This is a genomic window from Pseudomonas fluorescens (assembly GCF_018614655.1).
Classification (GTDB): Bacteria; Pseudomonadota; Gammaproteobacteria; order Pseudomonadales; family Pseudomonadaceae; genus Aquipseudomonas; species Aquipseudomonas fluorescens_BX.
Genome location: NZ_JAGGOG010000003.1, coordinates 176,164 through 193,527 on the forward strand (window position 1 = coordinate 176,164; position 17,364 = coordinate 193,527).

At 59.0% G+C, this 17,364-nt stretch carries 19 protein-coding genes, 1 tRNA gene and 1 pseudogene; 8 read left to right on the top strand and 13 right to left on the bottom strand.

What is annotated here, in order from left to right; all coding sequences use genetic code 11:
• Positions 1 to 80: 80 nt before the first annotated feature.
• Positions 81 to 1,076 (top strand): catabolite repressor/activator, encoded by a 996-nt coding sequence (gene cra, locus J7E41_RS03390; protein WP_214990121.1) that lies wholly within the window; start codon positions 81 to 83, stop codon positions 1,074 to 1,076.
• 2 nt (positions 1,077 to 1,078) lie between these two features.
• Entirely contained in the window at positions 1,079 to 1,855 is a 777-nt protein-coding gene (locus J7E41_RS03395; RefSeq protein ID WP_214990123.1) for a TatD family hydrolase, read from the top strand.
• On the opposite strand, the gene J7E41_RS03400 is transcribed toward J7E41_RS03395, so the two are convergent.
• The 6 genes and pseudogenes from J7E41_RS03400 to J7E41_RS03420 all read right to left on the bottom strand — a co-directional run bounded on the left by J7E41_RS03400 (position 1,802) and on the right by J7E41_RS03420 (position 8,185).
• Positions 1,802 to 2,242: a hypothetical protein gene (locus J7E41_RS03400; protein WP_214990125.1), complete on the bottom strand. Its 441-nt coding sequence runs from the start codon at positions 2,240 to 2,242 to the stop codon at positions 1,802 to 1,804. The genes J7E41_RS03395 and J7E41_RS03400 overlap by 54 nt on opposite strands.
• Before the next feature lie 126 nt (positions 2,243 to 2,368).
• Positions 2,369 to 3,082: a methyl-accepting chemotaxis protein gene (locus tag J7E41_RS28505; RefSeq protein ID WP_435304112.1), complete on the bottom strand. Its 714-nt coding sequence runs from the start codon at positions 3,080 to 3,082 to the stop codon at positions 2,369 to 2,371.
• A 144-nt stretch (positions 3,083 to 3,226) separates the two neighbouring features.
• Positions 3,227 to 4,366 (bottom strand): annotated as a pseudogene (locus J7E41_RS28510) (HAMP domain-containing protein); the annotation flags it as partial.
• Between the two features lie 180 nt (positions 4,367 to 4,546).
• Complete coding sequence (gene ampE, locus J7E41_RS03410) at positions 4,547 to 5,383, bottom strand: regulatory signaling modulator protein AmpE (protein WP_214990129.1); 837 nt, start codon at positions 5,381 to 5,383, stop codon at positions 4,547 to 4,549.
• Positions 5,380 to 5,943 (bottom strand): 1,6-anhydro-N-acetylmuramyl-L-alanine amidase AmpD, encoded by a 564-nt coding sequence (gene ampD / locus J7E41_RS03415; RefSeq protein WP_214990131.1) that lies wholly within the window; start codon positions 5,941 to 5,943, stop codon positions 5,380 to 5,382. The genes ampE and ampD overlap by 4 nt, the downstream gene beginning before the upstream one ends.
• A gap of 61 nt (positions 5,944 to 6,004) precedes the next feature.
• On the bottom strand, positions 6,005 to 8,185 hold the full coding sequence (locus J7E41_RS03420; protein WP_214990133.1) for a DUF1631 domain-containing protein: 2,181 nt from the start codon (positions 8,183 to 8,185) through the stop codon (positions 6,005 to 6,007).
• A 280-nt stretch (positions 8,186 to 8,465) separates the two neighbouring features.
• Between J7E41_RS03420 and nadC the strand changes: the two genes are divergently transcribed.
• Entirely contained in the window at positions 8,466 to 9,314 is an 849-nt protein-coding gene (gene nadC, locus J7E41_RS03425) for a carboxylating nicotinate-nucleotide diphosphorylase (protein WP_214990135.1), read from the top strand.
• Between the two features lie 45 nt (positions 9,315 to 9,359).
• Here the strand turns inward: nadC and J7E41_RS03430 are convergent, their stop codons facing one another.
• The 4 genes from J7E41_RS03430 to J7E41_RS03445 all read right to left on the bottom strand — a co-directional run bounded on the left by J7E41_RS03430 (position 9,360) and on the right by J7E41_RS03445 (position 11,846).
• A complete protein-coding gene (locus tag J7E41_RS03430) occupies positions 9,360 to 9,665 on the bottom strand; it encodes a DUF6388 family protein (protein ID WP_214990136.1) in 306 nt (101 codons plus the stop codon).
• 136 nt (positions 9,666 to 9,801) lie between these two features.
• Positions 9,802 to 9,874: transfer RNA gene (locus tag J7E41_RS03435), tRNA-Thr, on the bottom strand.
• A 39-nt stretch (positions 9,875 to 9,913) separates the two neighbouring features.
• Positions 9,914 to 11,332, bottom strand: coding sequence for an O-antigen ligase family protein (locus tag J7E41_RS03440; protein WP_214990138.1), 1,419 nt, complete (start codon positions 11,330 to 11,332; stop codon positions 9,914 to 9,916).
• Positions 11,333 to 11,432: 100 nt separating this feature from the next.
• A complete protein-coding gene (locus J7E41_RS03445) occupies positions 11,433 to 11,846 on the bottom strand; it encodes a pilin (RefSeq protein WP_214990502.1) in 414 nt (137 codons plus the stop codon).
• A 261-nt stretch (positions 11,847 to 12,107) separates the two neighbouring features.
• Here J7E41_RS03445 and J7E41_RS03450 point away from each other — a divergent pair, with 261 nt between their 5' ends.
• From J7E41_RS03450 to yacG, 4 genes are read left to right on the top strand one after another with little or no spacing between them, the layout of a single operon-like run.
• Positions 12,108 to 13,316, top strand: coding sequence for a type II secretion system F family protein (locus J7E41_RS03450; protein WP_214990140.1), 1,209 nt, complete (start codon positions 12,108 to 12,110; stop codon positions 13,314 to 13,316).
• Between the two features lie 17 nt (positions 13,317 to 13,333).
• Positions 13,334 to 14,191: a prepilin peptidase gene (locus tag J7E41_RS03455; protein WP_214990504.1), complete on the top strand. Its 858-nt coding sequence runs from the start codon at positions 13,334 to 13,336 to the stop codon at positions 14,189 to 14,191.
• Entirely contained in the window at positions 14,188 to 14,811 is a 624-nt protein-coding gene (gene coaE / locus J7E41_RS03460; RefSeq protein WP_214990142.1) for a dephospho-CoA kinase, read from the top strand. Before J7E41_RS03455 ends, coaE begins: the two co-directional genes overlap by 4 nt.
• Positions 14,808 to 15,011, top strand: coding sequence for a DNA gyrase inhibitor YacG (gene yacG / locus J7E41_RS03465; protein ID WP_169356411.1), 204 nt, complete (start codon positions 14,808 to 14,810; stop codon positions 15,009 to 15,011). Before coaE ends, yacG begins: the two co-directional genes overlap by 4 nt.
• On the opposite strand, the gene J7E41_RS03470 is transcribed toward yacG, so the two are convergent.
• The 3 genes from J7E41_RS03470 to J7E41_RS03480 form a co-directional block, all read right to left on the bottom strand.
• Positions 15,008 to 15,223: a hypothetical protein gene (locus tag J7E41_RS03470; RefSeq protein ID WP_214990144.1), complete on the bottom strand. Its 216-nt coding sequence runs from the start codon at positions 15,221 to 15,223 to the stop codon at positions 15,008 to 15,010. The genes yacG and J7E41_RS03470 overlap by 4 nt on opposite strands.
• 64 nt (positions 15,224 to 15,287) lie before the next feature.
• Positions 15,288 to 15,977 (bottom strand): energy-coupling factor ABC transporter permease, encoded by a 690-nt coding sequence (locus tag J7E41_RS03475; protein ID WP_214990146.1) that lies wholly within the window; start codon positions 15,975 to 15,977, stop codon positions 15,288 to 15,290.
• A complete protein-coding gene (locus J7E41_RS03480) occupies positions 15,974 to 16,441 on the bottom strand; it encodes an FAD/FMN-containing dehydrogenase (protein ID WP_214990148.1) in 468 nt (155 codons plus the stop codon). Before J7E41_RS03480 ends, J7E41_RS03475 begins: the two co-directional genes overlap by 4 nt.
• Positions 16,442 to 16,566: 125 nt before the next feature.
• Between J7E41_RS03480 and J7E41_RS03485 the strand changes: the two genes are divergently transcribed.
• Complete coding sequence (locus tag J7E41_RS03485) at positions 16,567 to 17,196, top strand: DUF1780 domain-containing protein (protein ID WP_154744567.1); 630 nt, start codon at positions 16,567 to 16,569, stop codon at positions 17,194 to 17,196.
• Positions 17,197 to 17,364: the final 168 nt, after the last annotated feature.

Below are 17,364 nucleotides of genomic sequence, written 5' to 3' on the forward strand. Positions count from 1 at the left end.
GAGACAATGGTCGTGTGCTGGAATCGGTTACGATTGGACAAAATGTCGGGGCAAGCTCTAAAAAACAAGGAAATCCCGGTTTGAAACTCAGTGATATCGCGCGCATAGCCGGTGTGTCAGTCACCACCGCCAGCTACGTCATCAATGGCAAGGCCGAACAGCAACGCATCAGCAGCGCAACCGTCGAGCGGGTGCGTGCGGTGGTTGAAGAACACGGCTTTACGCCCAACCCTCAGGCCGCGGGGCTGCGCAGCCGGCATACCCGTACCCTGGGTTTTATTCTTCCAGACCTGGAAAACCCCAGTTACGCACGGATCGCCAAGCTTTTGGAACAAGGCGCGCGGGCGCGTGGCTATCAATTGCTGATCGCCAGCTCCGACGACGACGCCGACAGCGAGCGCCAGTTGCTGAAACTGTTCCGCGCCCGGCGCTGCGATGCGTTGTTCGTCGCCAGCTGCCTGCCGGCCAACGACGACAGCTACCGCGAACTGCAAGCCAAGGGCCTGCCGGTGATTGCCATCGACCGGGTGATGGAGCCTACCCAGTTCTGCTCGGTGGTCAGCGACGACCACCAGGCATGCCAGCAATTGACCAGCAGCCTGCTGCAACCCGTGCCCCGGCAGATTGTGCTGATCGGCGCCCGGCCAGAGCTGAGCATCAGTCAGGAGCGCGCTGCCGGCTTCAAGGAAGCCCTGAACAGCTTCACCGGTGAGGTGCTGATCGAACACGGCGAGGCCTTCAGTCGCGACTGTGGCCGACAGTTGATGGAGGAATTGCTGCAACGCCTTGGGCATTTGCCTGACGCGCTGGTGACCACCTCCTACGTGCTGCTGCAAGGCGTCTTCGACGCGCTGCATGACTTCCCGCTCAAGTCCCGGCCGTTGCGCCTGGGGACCTTCGGCGATACTCAACTGCTGGACTTCCTGCCGCTGCCGGTCAACGCCATGGCCCAGCAGCACTCGTTGATCGCCGATACGGCGCTGCGCCTGGCCCTGGCGGCCATTGAAGAAGAACAGTACCAGCCGGGCGTCCATGCCATCGGCCGGACGTTCAAGCAACGGATTCACGAGGCCTGAGCGTGGAGCTGATCGACAGCCACACTCACCTGGATTTTCCGGACTTCGATGCCGATCGCAATGACGTCCTGAACCACAGTCGCCAGTTGGGCGTACGGCGAATGGTGGTGCTGGGTGTCTATCAGCAGAACTGGCAACGCGTGTGGGATCTGGTGCAGCAAGACGCGGATTTGTACGCGGCCCTTGGGCTGCATCCAGTGTATCTCGATGACCATCGACCGGCCGACCTTACTGAGCTGGGGGACTGGCTGACCCGATTAAAAGGGCATCGACAGCTGTGTGCGGTGGGTGAAATCGGCCTGGATTACTTCCTCGAACAGCTGGACCGTGAACGCCAGCAAGCCTTGTTTGAAGCCCAACTGAAACTCGCGGTGGACTTCCAGTTGCCGGCGCTGCTGCACGTTCGGCGCAGCCATGCCGCCGTCATCGCGACCCTCAAGCGCATTCGCCTGACACGGGGCGGCATCATCCACGCCTTCGCCGGTAGCCAGGAAGAGGCCCGCGAATACATCAAGCTGGGTTTCAAGCTGGGCCTGGGGGGTGCAGCAACCTGGCCTCAGGCCCTGCGCATGCACAAAGTGATCGCCCAGTTGCCACTGGACTCGGTGGTGCTGGAAACCGACTCACCGGACATGGCGCCGGTCATGTACCCCGGCCAGCGCAACAGCCCTGAACACCTGCCGGACATCTGCACCGCCCTGGCCGAGCGCATGGGCATTAGCCCATCAACCCTGGCCGAGGCGAGCACGCGCAACGGGTGTGAGCTGTTCAACTGGTAAATCCCTGACCGGATTGATCGCCTGCAGTGTCAACGTCATGTGCTGACGGTGACGGGCATAACGCAATGTCAGGAAGTAAATCAGCACCGCCACCAGAGACACATTGAGCTGCCCGAGCACACTGATCAAGCCTGTCCATTCCGCCACCAGCGCCACCAGCAGGGCCATACAGGTCAACACGATCATACTCGGCCGCAACAGCGCCAGGTTATCCAGAGACTTGAACTGCTTGAGCTGCTTGGGGCACCGCAGCTGCAAGACCTTGTGGCAGTACTGACAATCAAAGGGCTCATTGATGGCGATGGCGTTGAGCTGCCAGGGTTTGAGTTCAAAGGTAATGTCACAGTGGGCACAATGCCCTCTGACACCGACGATTGCAGCCGTCATGGCCGGCCCTCCGCGAAGCAGTGGATGAGTGAAACAAATTCTCACCCATCCTGGCGGGGAAAAAAGGTCGACGGACGAAACAGGACATACGCCACACACCTTGAGAGTCAACCCTACAGTCTTCTCCTACACCCGAAACGCGCCGATCAGTTGTTTCAACTCAACCACCTGCAAGGACAATTGCCGGCTGGCCTCTTCCGTCTGATGCGCGCCCTGCGCGGCATGCTCACCTGCACGATTGATCGCAACGATGTTCTGGTCGATGTCATGCGCCACGGCGGTCTGCTGTTCCACGGCAGCCGCAATCTGCTGGTTCTGATCGACGATCATGCCCACGGCGCCGAGGATATTTTCCAAAGACTGCTGGACCTTTTCCGACTGCCCAACCGTACCATTGGCCATTTGATGACTGCTGCCCATGGCGTTCACCGCCGCGCCAACTCCGCTGTGCAGCTTGGCGATCATCTGCTCGATTTCTTCGGTGGAATGCTGAGTGCGTCGAGCCAGAGTCCGCACTTCGTCGGCGACTACGGCAAACCCGCGCCCCTGTTCACCCGCCCGCGCCGCCTCGATAGCCGCGTTGAGCGCCAGCAGGTTAGTTTGTTCAGCGATGCTCTTGATCACTTCCAATACGCGGCTGATGGACTGGCTGTCGAGCGCCAACTGGTTGATCACCCGTACCGACTGATCAATTTCCGACGCCAGCAACGCGATGCTGCCCTGTTGGGATTGCACCAGGCCACGGCCGCTGACGGTTTCATCATTGACGCTGTGGGCACTGCTGACGGCGGCGGCCGCGCTGCGGGCCACTTCCTGGGCCGTGGCTGACATCTGGTTCATGGCTGTGGCCACCTGCTCGATCTGGCCACGCTGGTCCGACACCGCCTGGTTGCTGCGGGCCGAAACCGACTCCACCTGCAGGGCCTGGCGCTCTACCTCGCTGACGGTGCGCCCTACTCGCTCGATCAGGTCGTGAATTTTCGCCACCGTGCCGTTAAATACCTGGCCCAAGTCCCCCAACTCGTCGCGGCTATGGGCCTTGATACTGACGGTCATGTCGCCGGCCGCGACCTTGTCCATCATCGCGCCGAGGCTGCGCAGAGTGGTCCGGGTGGAGGCGTAGAACCCGCCATACAAATAGAAGATCAGCAAAAATACGGCGGCCAGGGCCGTGACCAGCACCAGCATATGCGTACGATTCTGCGACAGGCGCTGCTGCAATTGCTGCTCAAGAAAGGTCAGCGTCGCCTCATCCAGTTGATAGGTTTTGGCCATCAGGCTACTGACCTCGTCGTAAAACCCCTGCCATGGCGCGTCCAGGGTTTCGGCCATCACCACGTGCTCTTCGAACAACTCGCTGCCCTGCTTGAGGCTGGCCTTGCTGGCATCGGCCAGGGTATCCAGCGCGGCATGAGCAGCTTTGCTGGAACCCAAGGCATCCTGCAATTTCAGGCCATATTCAGCCTGGAGCTTTTCCAACTGCTGCAGCAATTCATCAAACCGAGTGCTGGAAGCGGAATTGAGAAAACCCTGGCCGAGGGAATAAGCGCCCATCGCCCGGCCCTCGCCCAAGACTTGGGTGACTTGCGGGGTGATGCTGGTGATCAATTCGCTCAACTGACGCAGGTCACTTTGCGGGTCGCGGCTCAAGCCCGACTGGCTGGCGATGATCTGGCTGAGCATTTGCGCCTTATTGAGCAACTTGCCGATCAGCGCACTTTTGCTGAGCACAGAGGATTCGTTTTGCTGCGCCTTGAAGGCTGCGATCATTTCGTCGCGCTTACCTTCAAACACCTCGATCTGTTCCGGGTCGGCGACCATGGCCTGAAAGCCTTGCAGACGCTCCAGCAAACTCTGCTCCAGGGCGCTGATCCTGCCTTCAAGATCACCGGCCTTACCCGATTGGCCCAAGGTCGCGTTGATCTGCACCTGGTTGTTCAGGGTTTCCAGGTCACGCCGCAAAACCAGGCTACTGCCTAACAGGTCCAGGCTTTGCAGTTCGATTTGCGTGCCCTGGAATTCGCGCCAGGAATCGCGCACCAGGTAGTAGTTGGTCACCAGCATCGGCAGGAGAAACAGCACACTGATCAAGCTGAACTTCATGCCGAAACTCAGGCGATTCATCAACGCGATGGCGGGATAGAGCAAGCTCTTCACAGGTGGACTCCCTTTTCTTTTATTTTTATTGAGCGCAGGAGGTAAGGCAGATAGCCAGTATTTGGCGCTCTGTCTGTATAGCTCAATTCGAAAGGGAGGTTTGTAACTTAAGGTTAACGGTAGGAGCAGGCTCCTACCGTTACTTCATCAAGGAAGGACGGTCCAGATGGCAAATCCGGCATACCACAGCACGGCAGCCCGCAGCAGCAGCTCCCAGATACGGTCCAGGCTGTTGATGCCATCGGCACCCACCACCGGCGGCGGGATTTCGCCGGCCACCAGACCGACCTTTTCCACCAGTTGTGCAGCGCTGGTGTCCCAGTTGAGCAGCTCATGGAGCATCACCCGGCTGACCCCGACAAAGTTGCCCACCAAGGCAAAACTCGCCGCCAGCAAGCGCACCGGCAACCAGTCGAAGGCATGACGCAGTTGCGTCGCACGCTCCACCACCAACGGGTTCTTGCCGTGCTCACTGGTCAGCGCCAACAGGCGATAAGCCAGGGCTGCCACAGGACCCAGCAGGAAATACCAGAAAATGACCGCGAAGAAGCTTTGATAGGCCTGCCACAACAGGTGGCCCTGGACCCGCTCCAGCAATTGTTCGCCACTGTCGGCACCGATGTTCAGGTCGCGCTCGGCCACATGCTCGGCGGCTTGCAGGTCGCCGCGGCGCCAGGCATCACGAAACGGACCGAGACTGCCCAATAGATCGCCACGCCCCAGAGCATAAATCACTACCAACAAATGCACCGGCAGCGCCAGCAAACCATAGGCCACGGGTTCCAGCACCAGTAACAACAGCCCCAACAGCGCGACGGGCAACAGCACCAACAGCACCAGAATCAACCAGGGCTGTTTGCCCATGCGTTCGCTGGATTCGAGCTTGGTCAGCTCGCGCAACCAGGCGCCGTCACGCTGCACTCGATGGCGCAAGGCCGAAAACTTCTCGACCCATACTGCCAATACCAACACCAGAAAACTCATTGTGCGTGTCCTCCATCCTGCAAGGCGTCGCGAAAGCGCACCCAATCAAAAGCCGGTCCAGGATCCGTCTTGCGTCCCGGGGCGATGTCACTGTGGCCACAAATGCGCTGGCGGGTAATGTCCTTGTAGGTAGCCAACAACTGATGGGTCAGCTCAATCAAGGATTGGTACTGGGCATCGGTGAAAGGCAAGTCATCCGTGCCTTCCAGTTCGATCCCCAGGGAAAAATCATTGCAGACCTCACGCCCTTCGAAACTCGACACCCCTGCATGCCAGGCCCGGTCCAGACACGAAACAAATTGGGTCACAACGCCATCACGTTCAATCAGAAAATGCGCAGAGACCCGTAGGTCAGCAATACCTTCAAAGTAGGGATGTTCCGTGACGTCCAGACGATTCTGGAAGAACTCATGCACCTTGCCAGTGGCAAACTGCGCCGGCGGCAAACTGATGTTATGCACCACCAACAGGGAAATCTCGCCGCCGGGGCGCTCATTGAAGTTAGGCGAGGGGCAATGACGAATGCCCTGGCACCAACCACTGGCGGGGTCCAACTGCATACAGGTTCCTTGAACGAGGCTGAGATGCCCCAGTATGCCGCGTTCAGCCCATTGGTTGCGATCACTTGGCGTGATTGAGTTGCCGCAGGCTGCCAATCACAGAGGCCAGTGCCCGGTCGAACAGCAGCGCATCATCCAGGGCCCGAACCCCGCCGCGCTTGAACTCCAGGGCCAGTTCGGTGCAGGTTTTCTCCAGCACTTTAAGACCCGTGCGGTTGACGAAAATATAGCTATTGGCCGGCGGGATGATCGCCGTCAGCTTGCAACGCAGGGTATTTTCTTCATCTTCCTGGAACTCGACCCAGCAACCGACCCGCAGTTGGCGGACCTTGAGCAGATCCAGGTCATCCTCCGGCAGGCTCACGGCTTCGGTTGGAATAACAGGACTGAGCACGAACGCCTCACGCACCTCGATCAACGCGCCGATCTTCGACAGCGACGACTGACTGTCCACATTGCCCTTGAACGACTGAACATGCAGAGCTTGCAAGCGGGTGAAGAATTCACGGGTGAAAAACGGATCAAATGCGGCACCGCTCAAACCATCACGTAAAGCTTTGAGCAAGGTCGGCAACTGCTCCAGCAAATGCCTCCCAGCCTCCGTGTCCTCGCTCAAACCAACGCTCCAGATCAACTCGTCCATGGTCTGCAAACCGCTCTGCCACTGCGGTGATTGCTCGCCGTGCTTGAGACAGGCCAGCAGCAATACCTGGCTCCAGGCTTGCTGCAGGAACTGCACCACCACTTCGGGCAAGACCTTGCCTAGCAACCTTAGGTTGAGGGCATCGGCCACTCGCAAGCGGGCGATTTCGGTCCGCGCGCGCCCTTCTTCCGCGTCGCGGGTACGCTGTTCAAGCAAGTCACAGCGGCGCCGCTCGTCATTGGTAAAAGCACTGAACTCCGCCAGCAACTGGGAGAAAATCACTGGATCGTCGACAAAGTCGTCCAATAGCCGCTGCACCACCTGTTCAATACGAAGGTACAGGCTGTCGCGCGGGTAATCGTCACACTTGCCCCACCCCAAGGCGGCAGACGCGATTTCATTGAGCAGCCGTCGCGCCGGATGGCTGCCACGACTGAAGAAGCTCTTGTCCAGCACCGCCACTTTCAGCATGGGAATCTGCAAGCGAGCGATCAGCACCTTGAGAGATCCAGGCAAGGAGTGGTCGTCGAGGATGAACTCGAACAGCATGGCAATCAGGTTGATCACGTCCTCGTCGGCGTCGTCGACAACCCGTGACCTGCCACTCTTGACGCTGACTCGGGTCAGCAGTTGTTCAAGTTGGTTGCGCAGGTCGAAATCGTCCTCGACCTCGGGCTCCGGTACGTATTGCTGCAAGTGGGAGAGCAGGCGCAACAGGTCACGGGTAGAAATAGGTTGCGTCTGGGCGCTGGCTTCAAGGGTCGGACAGACACTGCCGCGTACGGCGAATAGCAGTTTTTGCAAGGCGGCAAAGGCGGCCAACGAACCCTCATCGGCTTGAGGATCGGCAGCGCGCACGATGTCTGCTGTCGGGTGGGCCTGAGCCTCTCGTTCACCGGGACGCCGGGACGGGACGGCCTTGAGCCTGGGCAAGACCCCGGTGGCAATCAGCAGTTGATTGGCTTCGCCATACAACTGGTCGGCGTCACTGAGTACGTATTTCTCAAACAGTTTGAGGATGATCAGCTTGACCCGGATCTCCATCCCCAGGCTGCGGCCGGCCTGCAGGAAGAACTCACAGAGCATCGCCGGGCCGAGGGGGTTTTGCCGGTCATCCAGGCGCTTGCCTAGCAGCTCGCTCAAGCGCGCGGTGAGTTGCCCCAAGGCCAAACCGTCGCGATGCTGCACCTTGCCGAGCATGGCTTCCAGGGCCACGTTTTTTTCCAGTTCGTCACCGGACGCGTCGGGCAACGCCTCATAGGAAACCACTGGCAGCAACTGCTGCTCACCACGACCCACCTGCCCGATGTTGGCGAAGGCGTCAAAGAGCTGCTCCATAAAGCTGCGCTCGAAGTTCTTGCGCTTGAGGCGCAAGTCACGCATGGCTTCAAAGAAGATGTTGTGGTCGACGCTGTTACGGGTTTTGTCGGCCATTTCAAACAAGGTGTCATCGGCGTTATCGAACAGCTCCTGCAACCCCTGATTGAGCTGTTGGGCCGCCTTGTCACGGACCTGGAGTAGAACCACTGGCAGGCGGGCGAGCGGTGACGGCATCGTCTGTGCCTTATTGATCGGCACCACCTTCCCGTCATTGTGCATCCTGGCCCTCCTGAAACGGCGAAGTTCGGTTTTGTGAAAGATCGGTACACCCTGGGGGAAACATCCATGGGCACGACGATTATCGGGGCATCACCGAGACGTCAAAGCTATGACGCCAATTGCAAGGCGCAAGATTATCTGCAAATAGGGACTATTGCGCCAGCAAACTCTGTAACGGCTTTGCAAAAGGGCACTCAATCCCACATTGGCAGCGCTTCGCGCCTTGGGTTGCAGCGCGCCCTGCCCCTATAATCGGGGCACTTTGTTTGTGGAGCCCGCTATGCCGAATCTACGTCTCGCCGACCTGACCGCCGAAATCGAAGCCAACGTGCGTCGCGCATTGCTGGAAGACATCGGCAGCGGCGATATCACTGCGCAACTGATCCCTGCCGAACGGCTGGCCAAAGCCACCATCATTACCCGCGATACCGCCGTTATCAGTGGTACGGCCTGGGTGGATGCGGTGTTTCGTCAACTGGACCCTCGGGTCGCCGTGCACTGGCAGGTAAGCGACGGCGAGCGCGTCAGCCCCAACCAGGCGCTGTTTCATCTTGAGGGCCCGGCTCGCTCACTGTTGAGTGGTGAACGTTGTGCGCTGAACTTTCTGCAGTTGCTGTCAGGCGTTGCGACCCGCGCTCAGTACCTGGCGGACTTTGTCGCCAGCACCCAAGTCAAGCTGCTGGATACCCGCAAGACCTTGCCGGGCCTGCGACTCGCACAAAAGTACGCAGTGACCTGTGGCGGCTGCCATAACCATCGTATCGGCTTGTATGACGCCTTCCTGATCAAGGAAAACCATATCGCTGCGTGCGGCGGTGTTGCCCAGGCCATTGCTGCTGCCCACAAGATCGCCCCGGGAAAGCCGGTGGAAATCGAAGTGGAAAGTCTGGAGGAGTTACGTGAAGCACTGGCGGCAGGGGCCGATATCATCATGCTCGATGAGCTGAGCCTGGATGACATGCGCGAAGCCGTGCGTCTGAATGGCGGCAAAGCCAAGCTGGAAGCCAGCGGTGGAATTAACGAAAGTACCCTGCTGCCTATCGCCGAAACCGGGGTGGACTACATCTCCATCGGGGCGATGACCAAGGATGTGAAGGCGGTGGATTTGTCGATGCGCCTCAGTATCTGAGGGACGCCTGCGGGAGCGAGCAAGCTCACTCCCGCAGTTGCTCGATCAAATCGCCAGGTTATTCATCCCGCAGTACTCGTTCCAATCGACGCCAAGTACCTCGGCGGCCTCTTTGTGCAAAGCCAGGCGTGCCGTCTCGAACTCTTCAGGGGTGGACGTGTACTTGAGGGTCAACTCCCACGGCTGAAGGCCCTGAGCCTCGGCCTCATCCTCAAATGCCCACTGGATCTGGTCCTTTTGCTCATCGGCGCTGAGGTCCTTGATCTCGTCCAGGAGTTCCGGCGACTCCGAGACATACTTTTTCAGGGCTGCTTCGTGCCGTGCTTCCTGGGTCATTTCTTGTGTGGTCATGTCGTTCTCTTTGATCTAGGAATGGGGATGCATCTGGGTCATCAAGGTTGCGCAGATACAAAAGAACAGGCATGAATACCGGTTCGTCTGGCCTTCAGAACCATTCTGGGATCATCTGAAAACTGTGTTGCCTTTGTGCCCGAGACAGGAATCGAACCTGCGACCTTCGCGTTACGAGTGCGCTGCTCTACCGGCTGAGCTACACGGGCGGTGGGCTAAAGCTAGCACTGCCTTGGGCGTCCGGCAACTCACTGCTTTTCGAGGGCAATGACCCCCTGGGTCCAGAACCGTGGCTGCAGGAGTGCGTTGTTGGGCCCCACATAATGACGCTGGCGCTCAACAAGGTGAGGTACGTCGCGAATAGCCACGAATATCAACAGGCCGACTGCCAGGATGCCCGCCGCCATCCACGCCCGACGCAGCCACGGCCGCTGGACGCTTGCGGGGGTTCGCCACACATGCAAGGCCATCAGCCAGCCCACCACCAGTGCCAACCATAATTGCGAGTTGGGCATCACGATTACACCATCCACCATGGCCTGGATCATGGCCCCGACCAGTGCAGCGAACAGGCACAGGCGCAGCAGGTCGACAGCCGCTACGGACAGGACACGCTCACGCAACACGCCCAAGGTCGCCCAACCTGCCCGCATCGCCAGCACCACCACACACAGGGCCGACGGGACTCCCCATTCGCTGGCCCATTGTAAAATTGCCTGGTGCGGATGGGCGGCAATATCGTTGGCGATGTCGGCAAAATGCATTGGCCCAAAGCCCAGCCAAGGCCGCTCACGAATCATGTCCCAGGCTTGCCACCAGATCAGGCCTCGGCCTGAAAGGGAGGTGGTCAACCGGTCGCTGGCAACCTGGGCCAACTCGATCCCCAGATACCCTGCCAACACCGTGAACAACAGCCAATACAACGCCAAGCCGGTGAGCAGTGCCGCCAGTTGCCAGCCCAGCCAGCGACGACCTGATGGCCCCAGGAAAACCACGAACAGACCCGCGACGCCCATGCCGAGCCATGTGCCGCGCGTCCCGCCACCGATCGCAATCAGCCACCAGATACACAGCAAGGCGAATACCAACCCGCGCACTGCACGCTTGCTCGTAGGGAGCAGGAGTGGAAGCGCCAGCAGCGGTAAAGTGAATGTCTGGAACTGGCCGTAGAAGCGTTTGTTGGAGAATCCTGACAGCAGCAGGTCAGTGTTCAATGCCGACTCACCGCTGGTAAAGGCGAGCACACCGGCGTGCAAATACTGAATACTTTTGATCAGGCACAGCAGTATCACAAACAGGATCAAGGCCCGATCCACAGACTCGTCGCCATTGCGCCTGACCAAGGTAAATGCGAGCGCAATGGCACTACAGGAGATGAACAACGCCAGCTCGGTCAACGCCCATATCGGTTGATGGGCCAGCGACGAAGAGAGCAGGCCCAACAGGATAATCACTGTCAACCCGGTAGCCGTTGGCTTATCGACAAACCGCATTGCGCCAGCGCTCGATGAAACCGATAGCCCATAGATCACCGCACACAGCCCCATGGCGATCTGGACCATACGCTGCCAGTCATGCCCGCTGAACGGCGCGCAAATCCCCAGCGCCAACAGACAGACCGCCACCACCAGGAATACGTTTCCTCGTTGCTGTACGGATAGCGCCATAAGTGACTTCAACTTCCTTGTGGACCTCGGGTATCGAAATTGAGCTGATGCTGTTCAGTCAAGCAAACCTGGAGCCCACTCGCCCCAGGACGGTGCCCGATCACGCCCCGCCAGCAGCACAACCTTTCGCGGCGTACTGTTCTTCGGCATCCGTCGTGCAGCTCCAACCCGTGGTAGTACTGCGGGTCAAGGTGATGGTCTTGCCCAATACCGGCGCAGGCGCATCAAGGATTTCACAGGTAATCGTGCCCGCCCCCGTGGCGACATCGCCGGTCGCCTCGATTTTGCAATTGGCGGTCGGGGTGGTCCCGCCGATCAAGGCTACGGTTGGCGCAGTACCCTGGTTGAGCGTGTCTTCAAACCCGGCTTTCAACGCAGAAATTTCCGCCAGCCCTGCCGTAAACTTGGCCTTGGCCTGGTGCTTGGTATAGATGGGCAGGCCGATAGTGGCCAAGATGCCGATGATCGCCACGACGATCAACAATTCGATCAAGGTAAAGCCTTTCTGACGTATCACGCTCACTCTCCAGAATAAGACGGGGTTCAGCCCCCACAGCAAGGCGCGTCCTGCGCCCTGTCCTCAGCAACCGCGCCAGTGTACTCACCCCGACTGGCTCAATCCCGTACAAGTCGCACAATCTGACATTTTTTCGTTCACCTCCCACCTTTCTGACTCCGCCTCCTGACTAAGCTCTAAATCTTCAACTGTCTGCGTACGGTATGGCGAAATGAACAATATGCTCTTGAGTGTTGCAGTCCGCGATAAGGCCATGGGATGAGCGTAGCTTCAGTGATCTATGCCTGGGAAGGCACCAACCGCAAAGGTCGCAAGGTATCCGGAGAAACACGCGGGCATACGCCTGCGCTGATCAAGGTGCAATTGCGTCAACAAGGGATCAACCCCGGTCGGATATGGAAAAAAAACCGTACCTTGCCGAGCTTGCGCCAGCCCGCCAAACCAGGCGATATCGCCTTGTTCACCCGACAGTTGGCGACCCTGCTGAAGGCCGGAATCCCGTTATTGCAGGCGTTTGACATTATCGCGGAGGGCTTTGACAACCGGCACATGCAGGCACTGGTACAAGGCTTGAAGCAGGAGATCGCTGCAGGCAGCAGCCTGGCCACCGCTCTGCAGAAACAGCCACACTACTTCGACGATTTGTACTGCCACTTGATCGCAGCAGGCGAACAAGCCGGTGCACTGGAAACGCTGTTGGAGCGCGTGGCCATTCATCTTGAAAAGAGTGAACAGCTCAAGGCCAGGATCAAGAAGGCCATGACCTATCCACTGGCGGTACTGATGGTTGCCGCCATCGTCAGCGCGATCCTGCTGATTCACGTTGTGCCACAGTTCCAGGGAATATTTGCCGGTGTCGATGCCGAACTTCCGGGATTTACCTTGATGATCATCGCCCTGTCGCAGTTCATGCAGCACGCGTGGTGGGCGCTGGCCATAGGCCTGGGCGTCAGTGCTCTCGGACTGCGCAAGGCTTACCGGCTCTCGCCCGGCTTTCGTCATCAGATCGATACGGGTTTGTTGAAAATCCCGCTGGCAGGCACACTGCTGAAAAAATCAGCTGTCGCCCGCTATGCCCGTACACTCTCGACCACTTTCGCAGCTGGCGTGCCGCTGGTGCTGGCGCTGGATTCGGTGGCCGGCGCCACTGGCAATGGACTGTTCAAACAGGCAATCAATCGTATGCGTCAGGACGTATCAACAGGTATGCAGCTGAATCAAGCCATGGCCATCAGCGGCCTCTTCCCAGGTATGGCCATTCAGATGACCGCGATTGGCGAAGAGTCGGGCACCCTGGACAGCATGCTGGAGAAAGTCGCCAGCCACTATGAAGCGGATGTCGACAATCAGGTCGACAACCTCACCAGCCTGATGGAGCCACTGATCATGGTAGTGCTTGGGAGCATTGTTGGGGCACTGGTGGTCGCCATGTACCTGCCGATCTTCCAGCTCGGTACAGCGTTTTGAGCCTGTCATTGAGTGACATGTTGGCGCAGCAGCCATGGCTGTTCGTATGGAGCGCGCTGCTACTTGGCCTGATTGTCGGCAGTTTTCTCAATGTCCTGGTATGGCGCCTGCCAAAAATGCTGACGCGGGAATGGCGAGCTCAAGCCCATGACATCCTTGGACTCCCTGCGGAACCGAAAGGCCCAACCTACAACCTGCTGCTGCCTCACTCTTGCTGCCCTCACTGCGCACAGCCAATTCGACCATGGGAAAATATCCCACTGTTCAGTTACCTGCTGCTCAAGGGACGCTGCTCCCATTGCCATGAACCCATCAGCCCGCGCTACCCGCTTACCGAGCTGGCGTGCGGGCTAGTCTCGGCGTACGTCGCCTGGCATTTCGGCTTCGGCTGGCAGGCCGGCTGGGTCATGCTATTGAGTTGGGGCCTGCTGGCGATGAGCCTGATCGATGTTGATCACCAATTGTTGCCGGATGTACTGGTTCTGCCCTTGCTCTGGCTGGGGCTGATCCTCAATCAGTTTGGTCTGTTCGTCGCACCGGCGGATGCGTTCTGGGGCGCGGTCGCGGGCTATCTGAGCCTATGGTCGGTGTTCTGGCTGTTCAAGCTGATTACCGGTAAGGACGGCATGGGATACGGCGATTTCAAATTGCTGGCGCTGCTCGGTGCCTGGGGTGGCTGGCAAATTCTGCCGATGACGCTGTTGCTATCCTCACTGGTGGGCGCGATATCGGGGCTGGTGCTTTTGCGTTTGCGTAACGCCCAGACGTCGGTACCCATGCCTTTTGGACCTTATCTGGCGATTGCCGGCTGGATTGCATTGCTCTGGGGTGGTCAAATAACCGACTTCTATTTGCAGTCTGTCGGTTTCAAATGATGACTTGTGCCTCAACACCCTGGATTCTTGGCCTCACTGGCGGCATCGGCAGTGGCAAAAGTGCAGCGGCCCAGCACTTTATCGACCTTGGCGTCGATCTGGTGGACGCCGATCACGCCGCCCGCTGGGTGGTCGAGCCTGGGCGCCCGGCGTTGGCGAGTATTACCGAGCATTTCGGAACTGGTGTGTTGTTGCCCGACGGCCAATTGGACCGTGCAGCACTGCGCAAGCTGATCTTCGAAGTCCCCGAGGAACGCCGCTGGCTCGAGGCGCTGCTGCACCCGTTGATTGCCGAGGAAATTCGCAGTCACCTGGCTCGCGCTCAATCGCCTTACGCGATCCTCGTGTCACCCTTGCTGATCGAGTCAGGCCAATACACCATGACCCAGCGCATCCTAGTGATCGACGTGCCGCAGTCGCTGCAGATTCAGCGTACCCTGCAACGCGACGGCATCAGCGAAGAGCAGGTTCAGGCGATTCTCAAGGCCCAGGCCACCCGAGAAGATCGTTTGCGCCAAGCCGACGATGTACTGATCAACGACCAAGACCTTGCCTGGCTGCATGGCGAGGTCGAGCGACTGCACCACTTTTACCTTACTTTGCGTGGAGGCCGATCATGAGCCAACCCTTGACCGTTGAATGCCCAACCTGCGGCGCACCCGTGGAATGGAACGCGACCAATCCCAACCGGCCATTCTGCTCGGACCGTTGCAAACTGATCGACCTGGGCGCCTGGGCGTCGGAAGAACACAAGATTCCGGTCAGCCCGGATGCCGAAGACGAGTTGTTCTCGGAAGATCTCCCCCCTCGCGCCCATTAAGGACGCATAAAACCGTAGTCCTGCTGGTCGTCGAGGCTCTGCACAAGAAATTGCAACTCGTCGGCCAGGTCTTCGACGCTGCGCACGTCCTTGCTCTGCTGTACCACCGCACTGAGCAGGGCGCGCAGGCTAAGACCCGGGTCAAAGCCGATCTCCTGTGCTGCCTGCTGACTTCTGCGCGTTTCCTGCCTTGCCCATTCGTACACACCCATGATCCGTGCTCCTGGAAATTTCCCAGAGCATGGGACCACTAGGCCGCGCAGGGTTTGACCTGGATCAAGGACGAGAATCGTCGTCCTTCCAGGGGGCCGAAAGGTAGCGGGTGCGATTGAACGTCTCCAGCCACTCCGGGCAAAACACCACCAAAGCGCTGATGACCATCCCGTTGATGAAGGCTTCAGGAAAGATGATCAGCCACAAGTAACCGACGAAATCCTCCAGCCACTCCGGCATTACGAAGCGGCCGTCAAACCACAGCAGACCCAGCCCCGCCAGCAGGCACAGCAACGCCGAGAGCGCAGCAGCAAAGAAACCTGAGCAGAAGATGTACACGAAGGGATTACGCGGTTGTGCCCGTTCCACCAACAGCGCGCAGGCTTCAGTGATCAGCACCGGCAGCAGGACCAGAAGCATGCCGTTGACGCCCACCGCCGCCAAGTCCTGACGACCAAGCAACACCAAGCCAAGTTGAGCGATCAGCCCCCCGACAATTGCCAAGGGCCAGTCGAGCAAAAGAGTCACGGCGGTCATGCCGATAAAGTGATAGGACACACCGGTATCGAAATCCCGGCGCACCAGCCACAACATGAATAACGCGAACACCGTGCCAAACAGCAAATGCTGACGCCGTCGGTCGGTAAACAGTTCAACCCAGGGCGAGCGCAGGACTGCCCACATCACCACCGGCGCATAAAGCAGCCAGCCGATGCTAAGAGTTTCCGGCGCCAGCACCGCAGCGCTGATCACGGCTGCACCTGCTCCAGGGCTTGGCGCAGTTGCGTCGCGGAGTCATATTCCTGACGAGCCACCAACTTGCCGTTGTCCAGTTGCAGCCACAGCACTTTATCCACAGGTGCGGGATAACGCGGGGCAATCCGTGCATCACGGTCGAGCATGACCCGGTAGTTGTAGGCCTGCATGGCAGGTACGGCAAACAGCTTGGCGATCAGCCGGGGCATGCGCTGGATATCGGCGACAAACACCGCATGGCGTGCTTCCAGATAGCCTTTGGGCTGGCCTTGCAACGCCACATCCACCTGTTTGGCGGCGTCCATGCTGCGCGCAACCAGCAAGATTTTCGCCTGGCCGTCCAAGGTGTAGGCCTGATCGAATTGATCCAACAGGGTCCAGGCAGCCACTGGCTCCCCCACTTCGATGGCCTGAGCCCACAGGGGAAACAAGCTCAAGAACAACACTGCAAAAAACTTCACCACACACTCCTCATGCCAAGGGCACTTGCCGAATGGCCAGTCTACACCGAGCTCCCAACGACTCCAGTGACCCGCAACCGCACAGGGACTTCCTGCGGTCATCATTTGGGCGCTAAGCTGGAACCATGGATGACTCTGATTATTTGCGCCTGCTCACCATAGCGGCCGAACAAGCCAATGCGTTCCTGTCCAATGCCCGCAAATGGGAGCGTGAGCGTTGGGTCTGCCAACGTCTGCTGCAAGGCTTGAACGTGCCCTATCGCGCCGAAGAGTTTCACGCCGCTGGGCAGGAGCCTCCGGACGTATTATTTCGTGACGCCAGCTTCGAGGTTTTTTTCGTGCTGGATGAGGGCCGACGCCTGAACGATGAATGGCGCGACGAACTGCTGCGCCGCCGCAGCGCCTTTTCCCTGAGCCAATTGGTGCGGCGCGAAGCCAAGCCCAAGCGTATTCCAGCCCATGAGTTCCTTCTGCGCCTGGCGCCGACCTTGCGCAAGAAAGCCCACAACTACAAGGAGCGCGGGATGGACCTGGGAGAGTTGGATATCATCGCTTTCGCCAGCCTCAAGCGCGAAGTGCTGGACCTCAATAGTCACTTCCCGCCGCCCACCGAATACCTGCGCCAAGGGTGGCGCTCGCTGTCATTGGTGGGGCCGACCTTTGCCCGGGTGCTGTTCGCCCACCCTGATGCGCCGGATTTTCTGCGCAATAACCTGGGACGCAGCATTGTCTTTGACGTCGGTATCAGCCTATAGGCCCGACCGCCGGCATGGCGAACTCCCAGGCCGGGTGATACAAAGAGCAATCAATATTTGCCTGCTAATGGCCAGTGAACGAAGGCTGTGCGGTTCAGCGACTATGCTTCTGGGATTGCCGCAGATCACACACCTGTAACGTTCACTCCTTTTGCAACGTCTACCCGA

Bases quoted from the DNA above. Each gene is read 5' to 3' on its own strand.
- J7E41_RS03400 (WP_214990125.1), bottom strand. From the start codon at position 2,242: ATGACGGCTGCAATCGTCGGTGTCAGAGGGCATTGTGCCCACTGTGAC.
- J7E41_RS28505 (WP_435304112.1), bottom strand. From the start codon at position 3,082: ATGAACCAGATGTCAGCCACGGCCCAGGAAGTGGCCCGCAGCGCGGCC.
- ampE (WP_214990129.1), bottom strand. From the start codon at position 5,383: ATGAGTTTTCTGGTGTTGGTATTGGCAGTATGGGTCGAGAAGTTTTCG.
- ampD (WP_214990131.1), bottom strand. From the start codon at position 5,943: ATGCAGTTGGACCCCGCCAGTGGTTGGTGCCAGGGCATTCGTCATTGC.
- J7E41_RS03420 (WP_214990133.1), bottom strand. From the start codon at position 8,185: ATGCACAATGACGGGAAGGTGGTGCCGATCAATAAGGCACAGACGATG.
- nadC (WP_214990135.1), top strand. From the start codon at position 8,466: ATGCCGAATCTACGTCTCGCCGACCTGACCGCCGAAATCGAAGCCAAC.
- J7E41_RS03430 (WP_214990136.1), bottom strand. From the start codon at position 9,665: ATGACCACACAAGAAATGACCCAGGAAGCACGGCACGAAGCAGCCCTG.
- J7E41_RS03440 (WP_214990138.1), bottom strand. From the start codon at position 11,332: ATGGCGCTATCCGTACAGCAACGAGGAAACGTATTCCTGGTGGTGGCG.
- J7E41_RS03450 (WP_214990140.1), top strand. From the start codon at position 12,108: ATGAGCGTAGCTTCAGTGATCTATGCCTGGGAAGGCACCAACCGCAAA.
- J7E41_RS03455 (WP_214990504.1), top strand. From the start codon at position 13,334: ATGTTGGCGCAGCAGCCATGGCTGTTCGTATGGAGCGCGCTGCTACTT.
- coaE (WP_214990142.1), top strand. From the start codon at position 14,188: ATGATGACTTGTGCCTCAACACCCTGGATTCTTGGCCTCACTGGCGGC.
- yacG (WP_169356411.1), top strand. From the start codon at position 14,808: ATGAGCCAACCCTTGACCGTTGAATGCCCAACCTGCGGCGCACCCGTG.
- J7E41_RS03470 (WP_214990144.1), bottom strand. From the start codon at position 15,223: ATGGGTGTGTACGAATGGGCAAGGCAGGAAACGCGCAGAAGTCAGCAG.
- J7E41_RS03485 (WP_154744567.1), top strand. From the start codon at position 16,567: ATGGATGACTCTGATTATTTGCGCCTGCTCACCATAGCGGCCGAACAA.